This window comes from Idiomarina sp. ST20R2A10 (genome assembly GCF_051842345.1).
GTDB lineage: Bacteria > Pseudomonadota > Gammaproteobacteria > Enterobacterales > Alteromonadaceae > Idiomarina > Idiomarina loihiensis.
In genome coordinates this window covers 259458-277432 of record NZ_JBNIEY010000001.1, presented here as the reverse complement: position 1 = coordinate 277432, position 17975 = coordinate 259458, and the positions used below count along the sequence as shown (strand labels likewise).

Annotated in this window: 13 protein-coding genes; 9 read left to right on the top strand and 4 right to left on the bottom strand. The window is 47.1% G+C overall.

Going from position 1 to position 17975, the window contains the following annotated elements; genetic code table 11:
* The first annotated feature begins 94 nt into the window (after nucleotides 1-94).
* From ubiG to ACP7H9_RS01320, 6 genes are all read left to right on the top strand, one after another.
* Nucleotides 95-826 carry a bifunctional 2-polyprenyl-6-hydroxyphenol methylase/3-demethylubiquinol 3-O-methyltransferase UbiG gene (gene ubiG / locus ACP7H9_RS01345; protein WP_286822661.1) on the top strand — a complete coding sequence of 244 codons (732 nt, stop codon included), beginning with the start codon at nucleotides 95-97 and terminating at the stop codon, nucleotides 824-826.
* A complete protein-coding gene (locus ACP7H9_RS01340) occupies nucleotides 827-1510 on the top strand; it encodes an HAD family hydrolase (RefSeq protein ID WP_011234608.1) in 684 nt (227 codons plus the stop codon).
* A gap of 272 nt (nucleotides 1511-1782) precedes the next feature.
* Complete coding sequence (nrdA, locus tag ACP7H9_RS01335) at nucleotides 1783-4113, top strand: class 1a ribonucleoside-diphosphate reductase subunit alpha (RefSeq protein ID WP_011234609.1); 2331 nt, start codon at nucleotides 1783-1785, stop codon at nucleotides 4111-4113.
* Nucleotides 4114-4131: 18 nt separating this feature from the next.
* Entirely contained in the window at nucleotides 4132-5265 is a 1134-nt protein-coding gene (nrdB, locus tag ACP7H9_RS01330) for a class Ia ribonucleoside-diphosphate reductase subunit beta (protein ID WP_011234610.1), read from the top strand.
* Nucleotides 5266-5268: 3 nt separating this feature from the next.
* Nucleotides 5269-5529 (top strand): class I ribonucleotide reductase maintenance protein YfaE, encoded by a 261-nt coding sequence (gene yfaE, locus ACP7H9_RS01325; RefSeq protein ID WP_011234611.1) that lies wholly within the window; start codon nucleotides 5269-5271, stop codon nucleotides 5527-5529.
* 102 nt (nucleotides 5530-5631) lie between these two features.
* On the top strand, nucleotides 5632-5898 hold the full coding sequence (locus ACP7H9_RS01320; RefSeq protein ID WP_011234612.1) for a GrxA family glutaredoxin: 267 nt from the start codon (nucleotides 5632-5634) through the stop codon (nucleotides 5896-5898).
* 36 nt (nucleotides 5899-5934) lie between these two features.
* Here ACP7H9_RS01320 and hrpA read toward each other — a convergent pair whose 3' ends face one another.
* Together hrpA and ACP7H9_RS01310 are read right to left on the bottom strand one after the other, a co-directional pair.
* Nucleotides 5935-9864 (bottom strand): ATP-dependent RNA helicase HrpA, encoded by a 3930-nt coding sequence (gene hrpA, locus ACP7H9_RS01315; protein WP_286822660.1) that lies wholly within the window; start codon nucleotides 9862-9864, stop codon nucleotides 5935-5937.
* A gap of 11 nt (nucleotides 9865-9875) precedes the next feature.
* Nucleotides 9876-10913 (bottom strand): isoaspartyl peptidase/L-asparaginase family protein, encoded by a 1038-nt coding sequence (locus tag ACP7H9_RS01310; RefSeq protein ID WP_439222091.1) that lies wholly within the window; start codon nucleotides 10911-10913, stop codon nucleotides 9876-9878.
* 89 nt (nucleotides 10914-11002) lie between these two features.
* Here ACP7H9_RS01310 and ACP7H9_RS01305 point away from each other — a divergent pair, with 89 nt between their 5' ends.
* The 3 genes from ACP7H9_RS01305 to ACP7H9_RS01295 all read left to right on the top strand — a co-directional run bounded on the left by ACP7H9_RS01305 (nucleotide 11003) and on the right by ACP7H9_RS01295 (nucleotide 14359).
* Nucleotides 11003-11239, top strand: coding sequence for a hypothetical protein (locus tag ACP7H9_RS01305; protein ID WP_011234615.1), 237 nt, complete (start codon nucleotides 11003-11005; stop codon nucleotides 11237-11239).
* A 62-nt stretch (nucleotides 11240-11301) separates the two neighbouring features.
* Complete coding sequence (sbcB, locus tag ACP7H9_RS01300) at nucleotides 11302-12741, top strand: exodeoxyribonuclease I (protein ID WP_110013180.1); 1440 nt, start codon at nucleotides 11302-11304, stop codon at nucleotides 12739-12741.
* Entirely contained in the window at nucleotides 12719-14359 is a 1641-nt protein-coding gene (locus ACP7H9_RS01295) for a GMC family oxidoreductase (protein ID WP_439222090.1), read from the top strand. Before sbcB ends, ACP7H9_RS01295 begins: the two co-directional genes overlap by 23 nt.
* 20 nt (nucleotides 14360-14379) lie before the next feature.
* On the opposite strand, the gene ACP7H9_RS01290 is transcribed toward ACP7H9_RS01295, so the two are convergent.
* Together ACP7H9_RS01290 and ACP7H9_RS01285 are read right to left on the bottom strand one after the other, a co-directional pair.
* Nucleotides 14380-16710, bottom strand: a complete 2331-nt coding sequence (locus ACP7H9_RS01290) for an efflux RND transporter permease subunit (RefSeq protein ID WP_439222089.1) — start codon at nucleotides 16708-16710, stop codon at nucleotides 14380-14382.
* The gene (locus ACP7H9_RS01285) at nucleotides 16710-17888 is read right to left on the bottom strand and encodes a WD40/YVTN/BNR-like repeat-containing protein (protein WP_439222088.1); all 1179 of its coding nucleotides are present in this window, start codon (nucleotides 17886-17888) and stop codon (nucleotides 16710-16712) included. The genes ACP7H9_RS01290 and ACP7H9_RS01285 overlap by 1 nt, the downstream gene beginning before the upstream one ends.
* Nucleotides 17889-17975 lie beyond the last annotated feature (87 nt).

Here is a 17975-nt window from a genome sequence, read left to right as displayed (position 1 = left end):
GTACCCATCCCAAACGCGTCTCGCACCCTCTTTTTCTTATTCTTTGCCTGAGGTAGACTAGCCGCGTTATCCATCTCTTAAAGACGCATAATCTATGACCACCAGTCGCTCTAAAAGTGAACAAAAAAACGTCGATCCGGAAGAGATCGCAAAATTTTCAGCCCTGGCCTCGCGCTGGTGGGATCCCGATGGAGAATTCAAACCCTTACATAAAATAAACCCTGTTCGACTGGGTTTTATTGAAAACCATGCTGAAGGCCTGTTCGGTAAAAAGGTACTGGATGTTGGTTGCGGCGGTGGATTACTCAGTGAAGCTATGGCTGAACGAGGCGCTCAGGTTACAGGGGTTGATTTAGCCGAACAGTCGTTAAAAGTGGCGCGTTTGCACGCCTTAGAAAGCGGCCGTCAAATCGACTACCAATGCATTGCTATTGAAACTCTGGCGGATCAGCAGCCAGCAAGCTTTGATGTGGTGACTTGTCTGGAGATGCTGGAGCATGTACCTGACCCTGAGGCTATTGTAAAAGCCTGTGCTAAAGCACTAAAACCTGGCGGGAAGATCTTTTTTTCCACGCTAAACCGGAATGTAAAGTCTTGGCTATTAGGTATTGTTGCCGCTGAGCATGTTTTAGGCTGGGTTCCCAAAGGAACTCATCAGCATCAACGTTTTATCAAACCATCAGAGCTACTGCGTATGACAGATGCCGCCGCGTTAGAAGATATCGCCATTAATGGTCTTATCTTTAATCCACTGAAAGGCTTTGTTCTTTCAGAAAAAGATGTTGATGTGAATTACATTATCGCTTTAAAGAAGCCGGAGTCATAAATGGCCTCATCAGACAGGAATTCTCCTGTAAAGGCGGTATTGTTCGATTTAGACGGCACGCTGCTTGATACAGCCCCAGATCTGGGTGCTGCACTGAACGCTGTATGCGAACAATACGAACGCCCTGCTATTACGGCTGAGGTGTTTACGCCAGTCGCGTCGCATGGCTCCAGAGGTATGCTGCAGCTAGCTTTTGCCAATGAGTACAGCGACATGGAAGCCGAACTCAGGCACGCTTTTCTCAGTGCTTATAAACAAAATATAGCCACTCATACGCAACCCTACCCTGGGGTTTTGGAGCTACTTGCCGTGCTGCAGCGTGAATCTATTCAAGTTGCTATAGTCACCAATAAGCCAGAGCGCCTAACCCAACAATTATTGCCTCACTTCCCGGAGTTTGAAGCTATTCGTGTGGTCGTAAGCGGTGATACCTTAAGCGTAGCAAAGCCTTCGCCGGAACCTTTATTCTATGCGGCTGAAAAGCTGGGAATAGAACCTGCCGACTGTCTTTATGTCGGAGATGCGGAACGGGATATCGAAGCTGGTCGCAATGCCGGCATGGTTACTGTGCTTGCTGAATATGGTTATATTAGCAATGAGGATCAGCCGCAACGCTGGCAAGCCGACTATCATATCGCCTCACCACTGGAGTTACTGAAGTTACTAGCTATTGATAATTCTTGATCTATAAACATCTTTTAAAAGATCAAAAAAATATATAGCAAGATTACCAGCGCAAACTCACGCCAAACAAAGGCTGACAAAAAATCAAGATTTCTAAATCAAAATTATTCCTGTTTTTGCCCGTAAATTTACTTGATCGAAGTGGCAGTTAGACCTAGCATACTCTTCATTCCCAAGACACTAGATATTGTGTAAATATCGCCCTGTACAACTAATAAGCACAATATCTTGTGGCTACAAACATATAACAAAAAGCTAAGAGTCGGCGCAAAATGAACGAGCAACTTTATGTCACTAAACGCAGCGGCGAACGCGAACCGCTAAACCTCGATAAAATTCACCGGGTTATCATGTGGGCCGCTGAAGGTCTTAACAATGTTTCAGCTTCTCAGGTCGAAATCAAGTCTCACATTCAGTTTTACGACGGTATTAAAACCGAAGATATCCACGAGACCATCATCAAAGCTGCAGCTGATTTAATTTCAGAAGAAGCGCCCGACTATCAATATATGGCTGCGCGTCTGGCTATTTTTCACTTGCGCAAACGGGCCTACGGTAAGTTTGAGCCACCGCGTCTTTACGACCAGGTCAAAAAGATGGTTGCAGAGCATCGCTACGATGAGCACCTGCTGGAAGACTATACTGAAGCAGAATTTGACCAGATGGACGAAATTCTGGATCACTGGCGTGACATGAACTTCTCGTACGCGGCCGTTAAACAGCTAGAGAACAAATATCTGGTTCAAAACCGGGTTACCGGCGACATCTATGAAAGCGCTCAGTTCTTATACATTCTGGTAGCGGCTTGTTTGTTTGCCAACTACCCGAAAAGCACTCGTATGGACTACGTTAAACGTTTCTACGACGCCGCTTCTGAATTCAAAATCTCGCTACCAACACCTATTATGTCGGGTGTGCGCACGCCTACGCGTCAGTTCAGCTCCTGCGTTCTGATTGAAGCCGGCGATAGTCTCGATTCTATTAATGCCACTTCAAGCGCCATCGTAAAATACGTATCGCAGCGTGCCGGTATTGGCATTAACGCAGGGCGTATTCGCGCTCTGGGCAGCCCGATCCGTAACGGTGAAGCCTTCCACACAGGTTGTATTCCGTTCTATAAATATTTCCAGACAGCGGTAAAAAGCTGTTCGCAAGGTGGTGTTCGTGGTGGCGCCGCTACCCTGTTCTACCCGCTTTGGCATCTGGAAGTTGAAAGCTTATTGGTACTGAAAAACAACCGCGGTGTTGAAGAAAACCGGGTTCGCCATCTGGATTACGGTGTGCAGTTTAACCGCACCATGTACCAGCGTCTGATTAAAGACGATTACATTACCTTGTTCAGCCCGTCGGATGTGCCAGGCCTTTACGACGCATTCTTTGAAGATCAGGACGAATTTGAGCGTTTGTACCTTCAGTACGAGCAGGATGAAAGCATCCGCAAAAAACGTATTAAAGCCATTGAGTTGTTTGGTTTGTTTATGCAGGAACGCGCCAGTACTGGCCGTATCTACGTACAAAACGTTGACCACTGCAACACGCACAGCCCGTTCGATTCTAAAGTTGCTCCTATTCGTCAGAGCAACCTGTGTCTTGAAATTGCGTTACCAACTAAGCCTCTAAGTCATGTGAACGACGAAGAAGGTGAAATTGCCCTTTGTACGCTGTCGGCCTTTAACTTAGGCAAAATTGAAAACCTGGGCGAGTTTGAAAACTTAGCCGACTTAGCCGTTCGCGCACTGGATAGCCTGCTGGACTATCAGGAATACCCTGTTCCGGCCGCTTATAATGCAACAATGAACCGTCGTACTCTGGGCATTGGTGTGATTAACTTTGCTTACTACTTAGCTAAGCACGGCGTTAAATATTCAGACGGTTCTGCAAATGGCCTGGTTCACCAGACCTTTGAGGCAATACAGTATTATCTGATGCAGGCGTCAATGAATCTGGCTAAAGAAAGAGGTGCGTGCCCTAAATTTAATGAGACCACCTACTCTCAGGGCATTATGCCAACCGATACCTACAAGAAAGACCTGGATAAGGTTTGCGATGAACCTCTGCATCTGGACTGGGACAAGCTTCGTGCCGACATCAAACAACACGGCATGCGTAACTCCACGTTATCAGCGTTAATGCCTTCTGAGACATCGTCGCAGATTTCTAACGCGACTAACGGTATTGAACCGCCTCGTGGTTTTGTCAGCATTAAGTCGTCAAAAGACGGTGTCACCAAACAGGTAGTTCCTGATTACGAAAACTTAAAAGACAAGTACGAGCTGTTATGGCAAATCCCGAACAACAAGGGATACCTTGAGCTGGTTGGTATTATGCAAAAGTTTGTCGACCAGACAATTTCTGCGAACACCAATTACGACCCAAGTAAATTCCAAGCCGGTAAAGTACCAATGAAGCAGCTTCTGCAGGACTTATTAACGGCCTATAAGCTTGGTGTTAAGACGCTTTACTATCACAACACCCGTGACGGTGCTGCGGATAATCAATCCGACATTGCTGCACGTAAAGGTGCTGCTGCGTCTCAAGCTCAGCCGACAGAAGTGATCATTGAAGAAGATGATGACTGTGCCGGCGGCGCCTGCAAAATTTAATAAGAAGGATTTTAGCGAATGTCGTACTCAACCTTTAATCAAGAGCAGAATAACCCGTTAACGGAGCCTATGTTTTTAGGCAACTCCGTTAACGTTGCTCGCTACGACCAGCAAAAACACAGCATTTTTGAAAAGCTGATTGAAAAACAAATCAGCTTTTTCTGGCGACCTGAAGAAATCGATGTCAGCCGCGACCGCATCGACTTTAACAAGCTAACAGCCAGTGAAAAGCATGTGTTTATTTCTAACCTGAAGTATCAAACACTGTTAGATTCAATTCAGGGGCGTTCGCCGAATATCGCGTTACTGCCTATTGTTTCTCTTCCGGAACTGGAAACCTGGATTGAAACCTGGTCATTCTTTGAGACCATACATTCGCGCTCGTACACACATATTCTGCGTAACCTGTTTAGTGACCCCAGCGAAGTCTTTGAAGATATCGTCATTAATGAGCAAATTAAAATTCGCGCGAATGACATCTCCAAATACTACGATGATCTTATTTTCTATACTCAGCTGTTGCAGACGCACGGTGAAGGCGATGTCGTTGTTGAAGGCAAAACCCACACCGTGACCCAGCGGGAAATTAAGAAGAAACTATTCTTATGCATTAACTCGGTTAACGCGCTGGAAGCTATTCGTTTCTATGTCAGTTTCGCCTGCACGTTCGCTTTTGCAGAACGTGAGTTAATGGAAGGCAACGCAAAAATTATTAAATTGATTGCCCGCGACGAAAACGTTCACCTGACATCGACACAGCACATTCTTAATTTGTGGCAATACGGCGAAGACGACCCGGAAATGAAAGAAATTGCCGAAGAACTGCGTGACGATGCCTATGAAATTTTCATGACTGCTGTGAAGCAGGAAAAACAGTGGGCGCACTACTTGTTTAAAGACGGCTCAATGATTGGCCTGAACGAGAGCATGCTCTGTCAGTACGTCGAATATATTGCGAACTTACGTATGCAGGCCATTGGCTTTGACGCACCGTTTGAGAACCAGCGTTCTAATCCACTACCGTGGATGAACAAATACCTGGTTTCAGACAACGTTCAGGTAGCGCCGCAGGAATCAGAAATTACCTCTTACCTTGTTGGTCAGATAGACAGCGAAGTTAATGCTTCCGACCTTGGGGACTTTGATCTCTAAGCTATGGCTAACACCTTTAAAGTCACTGTCAACGGTGGGCCCGAACTTGCCGTTGACGCGACTGAAGGCACCTTACTCGAGGCCTTAGAAAAGCATCAGTTAGAAATGCACTACCACTGCCGCAGTGGTTTTTGTGGTGCCTGCCGTAGCACCCTAAAGTCCGGTAAAGTCCGTTATACAACAGAACCTCTGGCTTATGTCAGAAAAGGCGACATTCTGCCCTGCTGTTGTGTCCCGGAGTCAGATCTGGACATTGACCACTAAGTATTATTCATTAAATCGATTGTGCCCATCGTGCAGAACAATTGTTAACCAGCAATAAAATCTGGATAATGGCACCATAAATTTTTGTGAGAGAGGTATTTCATGTTTACAGTCATTTTTGGACGTCCGGGTTGTCCTTTTTGTGTTCGTGCCGTAGAAGTTGCGGATAAATTAAAAGCCGATATGGAAGATTTTGATTATCGCTATGTCGACATTCACGCTGAAGGCATCAGCAAAGCTGACCTGGAAAAAACGGTAGGCAAACCGGTACAAACGGTTCCTCAAATTTTTGTCGACGAACAACACGTTGGCGGCTTCACAGAATTTGAAGCCTACGCAAAAGAAAACTTAGGGCTTTACACTGCATAACTTTGTGTAAGTAATGTAACCCTATCGTAGAGGCGGCTATTTAGCCGCCTCTATTGCTTGTTTAACCCGCTTTTCTGACACCGGATACTTCGTTCCCAGCGTCTGCGCGAAGAATGACACTCGCAGCTCCTCAATCATCCAGCGAATTTCAGCAACGTCATCCGGAACCACCGAGCCTTTATTTTCATACGCTTTCACCGCTGCTTTATACTGCTCTTCCAGATTTGTCAGAGTCAGTGTCATTAACCTGTCTTTATTCGGGTCAACCGGCAGTTTTTCTAGCCGACGTTGAATAGCTTTTAAATAACGCACAATGTCACTCAAACGCTCCCCACCAAAAGCAGAGACAAATCCGGCGAACACTAAGTTATCCAGTTGGTCCTGAATATCGCCCCGGGACTGGATTTGATCCAGTGGAATTTTACCTTTAAGAGACTTTCTAACCTGTTGTGACAATAGCAGGCACTGTTCAACTTCCAGTGCTATTTGTTCAACACGATCATTCAAATTAGCACGAACAATATCTTTTAATTGCTCAAAGCCCTTTTGTTCACGGAGCTCATTGCCCTGCTCAATCTGTTCCTGAATGAGGCCGTCTACCGCCGCTGCTATACAGTCGGCTATTAACGCATCCACTTTACCCCAGGGGTTAAAGTACATAGTCAACTTGGCTTTATTCGACAGTGACTTCTGTAAATGCTTAATAGGTGACGGTATGTGCTGCAATAACAATTCCCGTACACCGGCTTTATGATGCTTCTTAGCCTGCTCCGGGTTATCGAATAACTGCAGCGCAACCTGTCCTTTGCCTTTATTAATTAAGCCCGGATACGCCTTAAGCTCAAAACCTTGCTGACGTTCGGTGATCACTTCAGGTAAATCATCGAAGTCCCAGCTATCGACGCGCTCACGACTAATATCGTCACCGGCGGTTTTCTCCAGCCGCTGCTGCACTTTACCCGACAATTGCTGTTGAAGGCTTTGCAGATCGCGCCCCTGGCTAACCAACTTTTTGCCGTCAAGAATCTTAAAGTTCATGCGTAAATGAGCCGGTAGCGAGGACTCATCCCAGTTTTCCTCCGGAACTGTCACGCCGGTCATACGCCGCAACTTAGTCGCCATAGCCTCGGTTAAGCGCCCTTGCAGAGGTTCAATATCGGCTATAATCGCGCCAGCGAAGTTAGGCGCCGGTACAAAATTACGGCGTAAGGTTTTTGGCAGCGACTTAATTAAGTGAGCAATACGTTCCTCGCGTAATGCAGGAATATGCCAGTCGAAACCTTCGGGCTTCACCTGATTCAGAATACCCAGCTGAATATTCACACTGACACCGTCGTCTTCAGCGTTAGGCTCAAAATGGTAACTTAACGGCAATCGCAAGTTGTCTTGTCGCCAAAACTCCGGGTACTCATTTTCGGTAATGTGTTCGGTTTCGCCAGCAATAAGATCGTCGCGCTCAAAAAACAGCAGTTTAGGCTCTTTTTTGGCCGCCTTATGCCACCAGCCTGCCAGCAACTTTTCGTTATAGATGCCTTCGGGTATGGCGCGGTCATAAGCCTCGAACAGCACCTCTTCATCCACCAGAATATCGCGCCGCCGTGACTTCGCCTCCAGCGCCTGAACATCTTCTATCAACTTTAAGTTGTGTTGAATAAACGGCAGCTTGCGCGTTAGCTGTGAATTAACCAGCCCTTCGCGAATGAATATTTCACGGGCTTTAACCGGTGCCACCGGACCAAACTGGACACGTCTTCTGGGTACCAGAATAAGTCCCAGTAACGTGACCTGCTCATCGGCAATAACACTGCCTTGCTTCTTCTCAAAATGAGGCTCAAGGTATTGTTTTTTAACTAAGTGTGGCGCGGCTTCTTCTATCCACAGCGGGTCAATATCGGCATTAATACGCGCATACAATTTTGAAGTTTCCGCCAGTTCAGCAGTAACAACCCACTTGGGCGGTTTACCAAACAAACCTGAGCCAGGGAAAATATGAAAACGCGTTTGCCGTGTTCCCTGATATTCGTGTCGGTCTTCTTTAAAGCCCACCTGAGACAATAAGCCAGTAATTAAAGCCCGGTGTACTTGCTCGAAAGTGGCAGGTTCTTCATTAATGGATAACCCCATTTCCCGAACCGTTTGTCGGCTCTGCGTGTAAATATCCTGCCACTCACGCAAGCGCATAAAATGAATAAACTCACGACCCATTTGCTTACGGAACTGATTCCCTGACAAGGCCTTCTGCTGCTCTTTGACGTAGTTCCATAAATTGAGAAACGCCATAAAGTCAGAGCTTTTGTCACGAAAACGCTGGTGCCATTCATCGGCTTTTTGCTGCGCATCGTGTGGCCGTTCACGCGGGTCCTGAATACTCAGAGCCGCGGTAATTATCAGCATTTCACGGACACAACCATATTGCTGCCCGGCTATGACCATTCTGGCCAGTCGCGGATCCAGCGGCAGCCGTGACAGCTGCCGTCCTGTATCTGTTAATTTCGGTTGTTCATTTTTACGCCCGGGTTTAATGGCATGCAGCTCTTCCAATAAGTTCAAACCGTCTTTAACAAAGCGTTCGTCGGGCTTTTGTACGAAAGGAAACTGACGAATATCACCCAGACGCAACGACGACATTTGCAGTATCACCGCCGCCAAATTGGTACGGAGAATTTCCGGGTCGGTATATTCCGGACGCTGCAAAAAGTCCTCTTCACTGTATAAGCGAATACAAATACCCGGACCAATACGGCCACAACGCCCCTTACGCTGGTTGGCGCTGGCCTGTGAAATTGGCTCAATAGGTAAGCGCTGCACTTTAGTGCGGTAACTGTAACGGCTCATGCGCACTGTGCCCGGGTCAATTACAAAGCGTATGCCCGGCACGGTTAATGAGGTTTCTGCTACGTTGGTGGCAATAACCACCCGCCGTTGACTGTGCGACTGAAACACACGGTTCTGCTCGTGCGACGACAAACGCGCATAAAGCGGCAAAACTTCGGTATTGCGCAGCTGCAGCTCACCGATAGCATCTGCGTAATCGCGGATTTCGCGCTCACCGCTGGCAAAAATAAGAATATCGCCTTCACTTTCACGTTGCAGCTCTTCCACCGCCTCACAAACCCCCTGAAGAACATCGGCATCAGCAGCTTTGCCATCTTCTTTAGGCGGACGATACCGGACTTCAACCGGATAGGTTCGCCCGGTTACCGTCAATACCGGTGCATCGTGAAAGTGTTTGGAGAAACGTTCGGTTTCAATAGTCGCTGAGGTAATAACAACTTTAAGATCACGGCGTTTGGGCAGCAGCGTATGCAGAACACCCAGCAAGAAGTCGATGTTCAGACTGCGCTCATGCGCTTCATCAATAATAATGGCGTCGTATTGCAGTAGCAGAGGGTCTTGCTGCAGTTCGGATAACAGCATACCGTCGGTCATTAGTTTTATTGCCGTAGTCGGTGCGGTTTCATCCTGAAAGCGGATTTTATAACCCACCTGCTTTTTCGCGTGATCCTGCAGCTCGTCACCAATACGGGCGGCAACACTGCGAGCTGCCAGACGTCGTGGTTGAGTATGACCAATGGTACCCTTGCGACCGTAACCCAGTTCCAGCAACATTTTCGGTAGCTGAGTGGTTTTACCCGAACCGGTCTCACCGGCAATGACCACCACCTGATTCTGCTCAATGGCTTTTTTAATGTCATCACGCTGCTGGGCAACCGGCAATTCTTCGGGATAACTAATATGAAACTTTTGCTGCTGACGCTCTAAATATGCCAACTCGGCAATTTCAATGTCCGCAGCTATCCGCTCCAGCACCTGCTGCTGTCGTTGCTCGTTTTTAATTTTACTCAGACCACGCAAACGACCGCGCAAAAGCGCGGCCTGTTGTGTTGTACATTGCTCTAATTGTGTCTGAAATTTATCAACAAAAGGCTGACTTTGTGATTTATCCTGCGATTTTTGACGACTCATAGACTCCGAACTTATTCATCCTCGTTATAAATAGCAATATGGGCATCACCTTCGCCCTTAATATAGCCACGATACATACCTTCGGTATTAAACGGCATAGCAATATTGCCTTCTGCGTCAATAATAATAACGCCTCCGGTACCACCCGCTTGTTCCAGCACCCCGTGAATGACTTCATCGCCGGCCTCACTGACCGAAAGCCCTTTATACTTAACCCGCGAGCAGATATCAGCCGCCACGTGGAAGCGAATAAAATATTCCCCGTGTCCAGTAGCAGACACTGCACAGCTGTCGTTATCCGCCCAAGTGCCGGCGCCAATAATGGGGGAATCCCCTATTCTACCATAACGTTTAGCTGTCATGCCGCCGGTTGAAGTACCAGCGCTCAATAACCCGTTTTTATCAACAGCCACAGCGCCAACGGTACCGTATTTGTAGTCTAAATCCAGATACTCCCAGGCTTGTTGCTCTGGCTGTTCACTTTTCTTAATGGTTTCCTTGGCGTTTTGTAGCTGCTGATAACGGTGCTCAGTATTAAAGTAGCTGTTCTCGACCTGCTCCAGCCCTTGTTGCCGGGAAAACAGCTCTGCGCCTTCACCACTTAGCATGACGTGTACCGACTCTTCCATTACTTCACGCGCCAGTTCTATTGGGCTTTTTACCGTTTTCACGCCAGCAACAGCCCCGGCATTGCCGTTCAGACCTTCCATTAACGAAGCATCCAGCTCATGTTCTCCATCCCAGGTATAAACCGCGCCTTTGCCAGAGTTAAACAGCGGCGACGCTTCCATTACCTGAATAGCCGCAATAACTGCTGTGGTGCTGTCACCACCTTCTTTCAATACTTTACGCCCAGCCTCTAAAGCTTCCGTCAGTTTATCTTTGTAGGCTTGCTCTTGTTCAGCGGTTAAATTCGCGCGAGTAATCGTACCCGCTCCACCATGAATGGCCATTGCGTATTCAACATCATGATCATCCGCCTGTACGGCTGGTAATAGCGATCCAAACGCAGCGGTGGCAAGTACTGCAGATAAGTAGAGCTTTTTCATCCTGACCTCGATTTTATTGTTATAGGCTAGATTGTTAGTCATAACATAGTCGCAGGAAAGCAACGAACTGACAACGAGGAGATATTCAGATGCCGACTTATCGCGTTGAGTACACACACTTAGGCGACAGACAGCAAATTACGCTGGAAGTAGATAATGAAGCATTAGATAACGAACAAAAGTTCAGAGACGCCGTTGCACAGCGTTTAGCCGACCGCATTCTGCCGCACGCTGAACTTGCTTTTCGCCACGAAGACGACCGCACATTAGAGCAAAAGCTCGACAAAGCTTACGACGTGCAAGTGAACAAGATTGAAAGAGAGTGAGTGGCTGAATTTATCTGCGGGCTCGTGCTATAGTTTTCCTTTTCCGCTGAGCAGTTAGGCTTATGGCACAAAACGAACAAGAAACCTTTTACTGGCACGATTATGAGACATGGGGCGCTAACCCGTTAGTGGATCGCCCCGCACAGTTTGCCGGCTTGCGCACAGATACTGATTTTAATGTTATCGGTCGCCCGCTAACGCTTTACGCTCAGCCCACACCAGACTTTCTGCCTAACCCGGAAGCCACCTTAATTACGGGTATTACGCCGCAGCTTGCTGCGAAGCAAGGAGTCGGTGAAGCGGAGTTCAGCAAAGCCATAGCAAACGAATTTCAAAAGCCCAATACCACCATTATTGGCTACAACAACATCCGTTTTGATGACGAAGTCACCCGTTTGCTGTTCTATCGCAACTTTTATGACCCTTACGAATACAGCTGGCAAAACGGCAATTCACGCTGGGATTTAATTGATGTCGTGCGAGCCTGTTTTGCGCTGCGCCCTGACGGTATTAACTGGCCGGAGAACTCTGACGGACAACCCAGTCTAAAACTGGAGCATTTGAGTGTTGCCAATAACATTGAGCATGGTCAGGCGCACGATGCTATGTCGGACGTTTATGCGACCATTGGTCTGGCAAAGCTCATTAGCGAAAAACAGCCGAAATTGTGGCAGTGGGCTTACAGTATTCGCCGTAAACAAAAGCTACTGAACCTGTTTAACTGGCAGGCACCGGAGCCGCTGGCGCATGTCAGTGGTTTTTACGGTACGGCTAACCGCTATTTGTCGGCTATATTGCCGCTGGGTTTTCACCCTAAGCAAAATAGCAACGTTGTTGCCTGGGACCTGCGCGTTCCGCCCATGGATTTTGCCGATAAATCGGTAGAAGAATTAACGGAGTTAACCTACACCAGTCGTAGGGAACTGGAAGAGCAAGGCTTACAAAAGAGCGGCATACAAAATATTCACCTCGGTCGCTGTCCTTTCTTAGCGCCTATTAAAACTATTTCTGCTGAAGCTGCTGATAGTGCCGCATTAGATACAGCCGCCCTGGAGACAAACGCCAAATGGTTACAGGAAAACAGCGACTTTCGCGACAAACTCATGCAGGTGTTTGAGCAGACCAAAGAATTTGCCCCCAGAACCGACGTTGACCACCAGATATACGACGGCTTTTTCTCTCCTCAGGATAAAAAGCATATGGAGATTATCCGTTCGTCAGAGCCACACCAACTGGCCGGTCTGGAACTGGATTTTCAGGACAAGCGTATGCCTGCACTGCTGTTTCGTTACCGGGCGCGAAACTACCCGTCGACTCTTAGCGACAAAGAACTAAATAAGTGGCGTCTGTTTTGTCAACAGCGCTTAATAGAGCCGCCAGAAGGCTTATTGTCCGCAGAAGACTTTGCCCTGAAACTAGAAGACTTGGCGAACCAGCATCAGGAAGATGCGCATAAACTGCGGTTGCTGAAATCACTGTATGACTACGCCGCATCTCTCTGACGCTAGCGCGTCGTTCGATTACATTATTGTCGGAGCCGGCTCTGCCGGTTGCACCCTTGCCAACAGACTCACAGAATGCGGCAAGTTTCGGGTGTTGTTACTAGAAGCCGGATCATCACATGGTGGACTATTTTCTGACATGCCCTCAGGCTTTGCCCGCTTTATGCATAGCCGCAAATTTAACTGGCTTTACCGAAGCCATAAAGAGCCGCAACTGACTAGCCCCAAAGGTTGTTATACACCGCGAGGGAAAATGCTGGGTGGCAGCAGTGGCATTAACGCCATGATTTATACTCGGGGGCTCTCCAGTGACTACAATTCTTGGGCAGCTAAAGGTAACGACGGCTGGAGTTACAACGATTTATTGCCTTATTTTATAAAAAGTGAAAATAATAGTCGCGGTGCCTCAAACTACCATGGAAACAGCGGCCCCTTAACCGTATCCGATGTATCCCCCTTTTACCCGGTATCAAAATGTTTCTTAGAAGCCTGCAGCGAATTTGGTTTGCCGCCTAACCCCGACTTTAACGGCGTACACTTGGAAGGACACAATTCATACCAGTTCACAATGAAAGATGGGAAGCGTTGCAGTGCTTACCATGCCTACCTGAAGCCAGCACTGAAACGAAACAACTTGACGGTAATATCCGGATGCCTGACCGAGCGAGTGGCTTTTTCAGGGATAAAAGCGACCGGAGTCTGTTATCAGCAGAATGGTCGCCGATACATAGCCAGCGCAAGGAAAGAGGTTATCCTTTGTGCGGGGGCCTTTAACTCCCCCCAAATTCTCATGCGCTCCGGTGTAGGCTCTGCATCAGAGCTTGCAAAATTTGGAATAGAAAGCGTTTATGACAACCCGGCTGTCGGTAAGAACTTGCAGGAGCACGTGGACGTTAGCATACAATGTAAAAACAAAATGAGAGACGGCCTGACACTGAGTCCTCTGGGGTTAATCAAGCTCTCAGTACCTTTTATTCAATATATACTCTCTAGCAAAGGCCAGCTGGCACACTCACTTGCTGAAGTCGGAGCTTTTTACCGCTCATCGAATGAAGTTAAAGAACCGGACATTCAGGCTCATTTGTTGCCTGTCATGTTTAATGACAGCGGCTACGACTGGAATCCTACTTTAAAACACGGATTCACCTGTCATGTCTGCTTGTTACGCCCAGAATCACGTGGTGCAGTGCGCCTAAACCCGGAAAACTCAATGGCTAAACCGCAAATTACTTATGGCTTTTTAAGCGAAAAGAGTGACCAGAAGGCCTTACTCAACGGTATAAGAAAAGCATTAAAGATACTGAAGCAACCGGCTCTGGCAAAACATAATGGTGGGATCATGTTTCCCAATCCCTGCTTAAGCGACGCCGAACTTCTGGAGCAGATAAAATCCAAAACTGGGCTTATTTATCATCCTGCGGGGACTTGCAAGATGGGGCCTAAAAACGATACAGGGGCTGTTGTAGATCCTGAATTAAAAGTAATAGGTGTTGAGAAACTCAGAGTAATAGATGCATCCATTATGCCTACCGTTATCAGTGGTAACACCAACGCTCCTACTATCGCTATAGCTGAAAAAGGCGCCGACTTAATAAAAGCCGACGCCTTAATTCACTAACTCAAGTTATAAGGTAAGAGCTAAGCTTTTTTATTCCCTACTCTGAATAACCTTGCCAGTGCCGGAATTAAGATAAGCGCACCCAGCATATTCCACAGGAACATAAAGGTTAGCAATATACCCATATCAGCCTGGAATTTAATGGGTGAGAATATCCAGGTAGCGACGCCTATAGCCAGCGTTAAGCCAGTAAAGCCGACGGCCTTGCCGGTGTTATCCAGCGAGTACTTGTAGGTTTCCTGCAACGACATGCCCTGCTGCAAGCCCTCTTTCACTTTACTGTAAATATAAATGCCGTAATCGACACCAATACCAACCCCTAAGGCAATAACCGGCAAGGTAGCCACTTTAATGCCTATGCCTAACACCGCCATAAGTCCCTGACTCATAACAGTAGTAAAGGCCAGTGGTAGTACAATACAGGCTACCGTGCGAACGCTTCGGAAGGTAATAAAGCACAGCACGATAACGACGCCGTACACCCACAGCAGCATCTTGTTCTGGGCTGCTTCTATAACTGAGTTGGTTGCCGCTTCAATGCCGGAGTTGCCTGCCGCCATCAACAGCTCTAAACCTTCCTGCTGATAGTTCTGATTAAACTCGTTAACCGAACCAACCACATTCTTTAATGTTTCCGCTTTATGGTCGTCCAGGTAAATAATGACCGGCGCCATTGAACAATCGTTATTGATCAAGCCATCCGGAATACGGCTTAACGAGGCGTTGGTAACGTATTTATTACGGTTTAAGCTAAACCACTTAAGGTTACCCTCGTTTATGCCGAACATGCCCATTTTAGAAACGTAGACGACAGACTTAACGTCCTGAACACCGCTGGTATTTTCCATATGCCAGCTAAAACGTTCCATAATCTCAAGGTTATCGTAGGCAATACATTGCTCAGGCGCGGAAGCCGCCATCACCACAAAAATATCGGTACTGGAGCTGTAGTTTTCAACAATAAAGGCATTGTCCTGATTGTAGCGACTGTCCGGGCGAAGCTCCGGCGCGCCTTTATCGAGATCCCCAATTGCCATGTTTTGACTGTTCACCAGGCCCCAGGTCAGCATAATAAGAGCAACAACTAGTGCCGAATAGGCCCATTTAGGCTGAGTAAACTTAGCGAAGAAATCAAATAAAGGATGACGCTCGCCTTTTATTTTCTTCTGATAAGCAACGCCGTTGTCCGAGGTTCCCAGGTAGGACATCAAAATAGGCAGTAACCCCAGATTGGTCAGCACCACCACGGCGACACCAATACTGGCTGCTATAGCCAATTCTTTTATGACTTCAATATCGATAACCATCAAGGTCGTAAAGCCAATGGCGTCACTTGCCAGAGCCGTTAACCCTGCAATATACAGACCGCGGAACGCTGTGCGAGCTGCAGCGACTTTATCAAGTCCGGCAACCCGGTTAGTACCAATTGCATTTATAATCTGTACGCCATGCGAGACACCAATGGCAAAGACCAAAAATGGCACCAACATCGAGTACGGATTAATACCACTGCCTATCAATTCAATAATGCCAAGCTGCCAGATAACCGCAATAATTGAGCAGCTAAGGACCATAAAAGTGCTGCGCCAACAGCGGCTGTAAAAATAAAGCATGACCAGGGTAATAGCTATGGCCAACAGGAAGAACAGCCCCACCTGCTCAGCACCTTCTATCAGATCGCCTATCAGTTTCGCAAAACCAGTAATGTGAATTTCAATATCTTCACTTTGGTATTTATCGCGAACCAGAGTCTCCAGCTTTTCAGAGAACTCTTGATAATCCAGTTTCTCACCAGTTTCAGGGTTAACTTCATCCAGCGGAATATAGACAATGGTTGATTCAAAGTTATTTGCAACCAGGTTCCCGACTTCCCCCGAACGCAGAACATTAGTTCTTAATTGATCTAATGATTCTTCACTACCGTCATAACCATCAGGAATAACCGGACCACCAACAAAACCTTCTTCCGTTACTTCCATCCAACGAACATTGGGTGTCCATAAACTGCGAAGCCCTGAGCGGTTGACGCCCGGAATAAAAAAGATTTCGTCGGTTATTTTTTGCAGCTCTTGTTGAAAATCGGCCTCAAAAATATCACCGTCTTTATTTTCAACTGCCACCCTAACAACATTCCCCAGGCTGGCTAAGTCGTCCTGATAATCAAAATAGTTTTGAATAAATGGATGGTTAGTCGGGATCATTTTGCTCAGGCTGGCGTCAGGGCGAACCTGCGACGCGTGATAGCCCAGGAATAAGGTCAGTAACAAAAAGACGATTAGCCAGGGAGCACGCACCGTGAACAATAACTTCTCCAGCACTCCTGCCGGTTTATTCGCACTCGGATTATCCATTACTTCGCTCCTTGCTGCGTTGCTGTTGCCATGGCTTCTGCTTCAGTGATTTTGGCCGGCCAGTGCAACAAACCACTACGCCCAGTCATAATCCATTCACCGTCGGTTAGTTCAATAATATCAGTCATAACCGAACCGCTCGGGTGAGTTCTCTTTTTAACCTTGAAGTTCTCGTCAACTTCAAGAATGGTTCCTGAATGCCCGACAATTAGCTGAGTACCATTTTCAGTGTTTATTCCCGCAGAAAGATTCACTCTGGTGCCTGTATCAACGGTTGTAAAGCTTTGTCCTTTATCGTCTGAGACAAAAGCATTGCCACGCAAACCGTAAATCCATACACGCCCCCCGGCATCAATGTGTCCGCCAAAAAGCGAGCCGCGATAAGGCGAGTCAAGGGTCTCCCAACTCTCACCACCGTCGTGGCTAGCGAAGGCTAACCCGGCTTCGCCGACAATATATAAATCATCACCCTGACCAAAAATAGTATTTAAATGATAACCGCCCGGGTTTTCCAAACGACTCGAGATAACCTGCCAGTTTTCACCGCCATTTTCGGTTTTCAGGAAAGTACCATAAGCGCCAATCGCAAATACCGTTTGATTGTCTTTAGCATAAAGGTCTAAAAAGGGCTTGCTGGGTCCTTCCTCCTGAGCAACTTCTATATTACTGATCTGAAACTGAAGTTCTTCAAGCTGCCATTCAAGCTCACCTATCACGTCTTCATCGTCAGTTGATTCAAGTTCTTCTTTCAGTTTTTCAATACGCTGTTCAAAATAACGTTTTTCTAACGTCATTAGTTCAAAACCATCTAACTGCCGTTTCCAGGTTTTACCACCGTCTTCGGTTTTAATAATGACACCATGATGCCCAGTCGCCCATCCGTTGTCTTCGTCGGCAAAAGCGACGCTCGTTAGAAGAACACTGGTATCTACCTTAGCCTGTTCCCAGTTATCGCTCTCTTTCCAGATAATATTTCCATGCGCGCCGACGGCTACAAGCCGCGCCCCAACAGTCGTGACTTCAATAAGCACTTCGCTTTTAATTCTGTCTGATGACAATGCTGGTGCACTGATCACGTCATAATCAGTAATTGTTGTTGTGTCGCTATCCTGTGCGAGCACTGTGGTGCTAAAAATAGCTCCCAACAACACCCCTATTGGGGTTAAAGACAAGCGCATGGAACCTCCCGGGTACTAAAAATGTCATAGGATTGTATAAGCTCAAGATAATTTGAAAACCTTTTTTCGTTAAATTCGTGCTTTTTT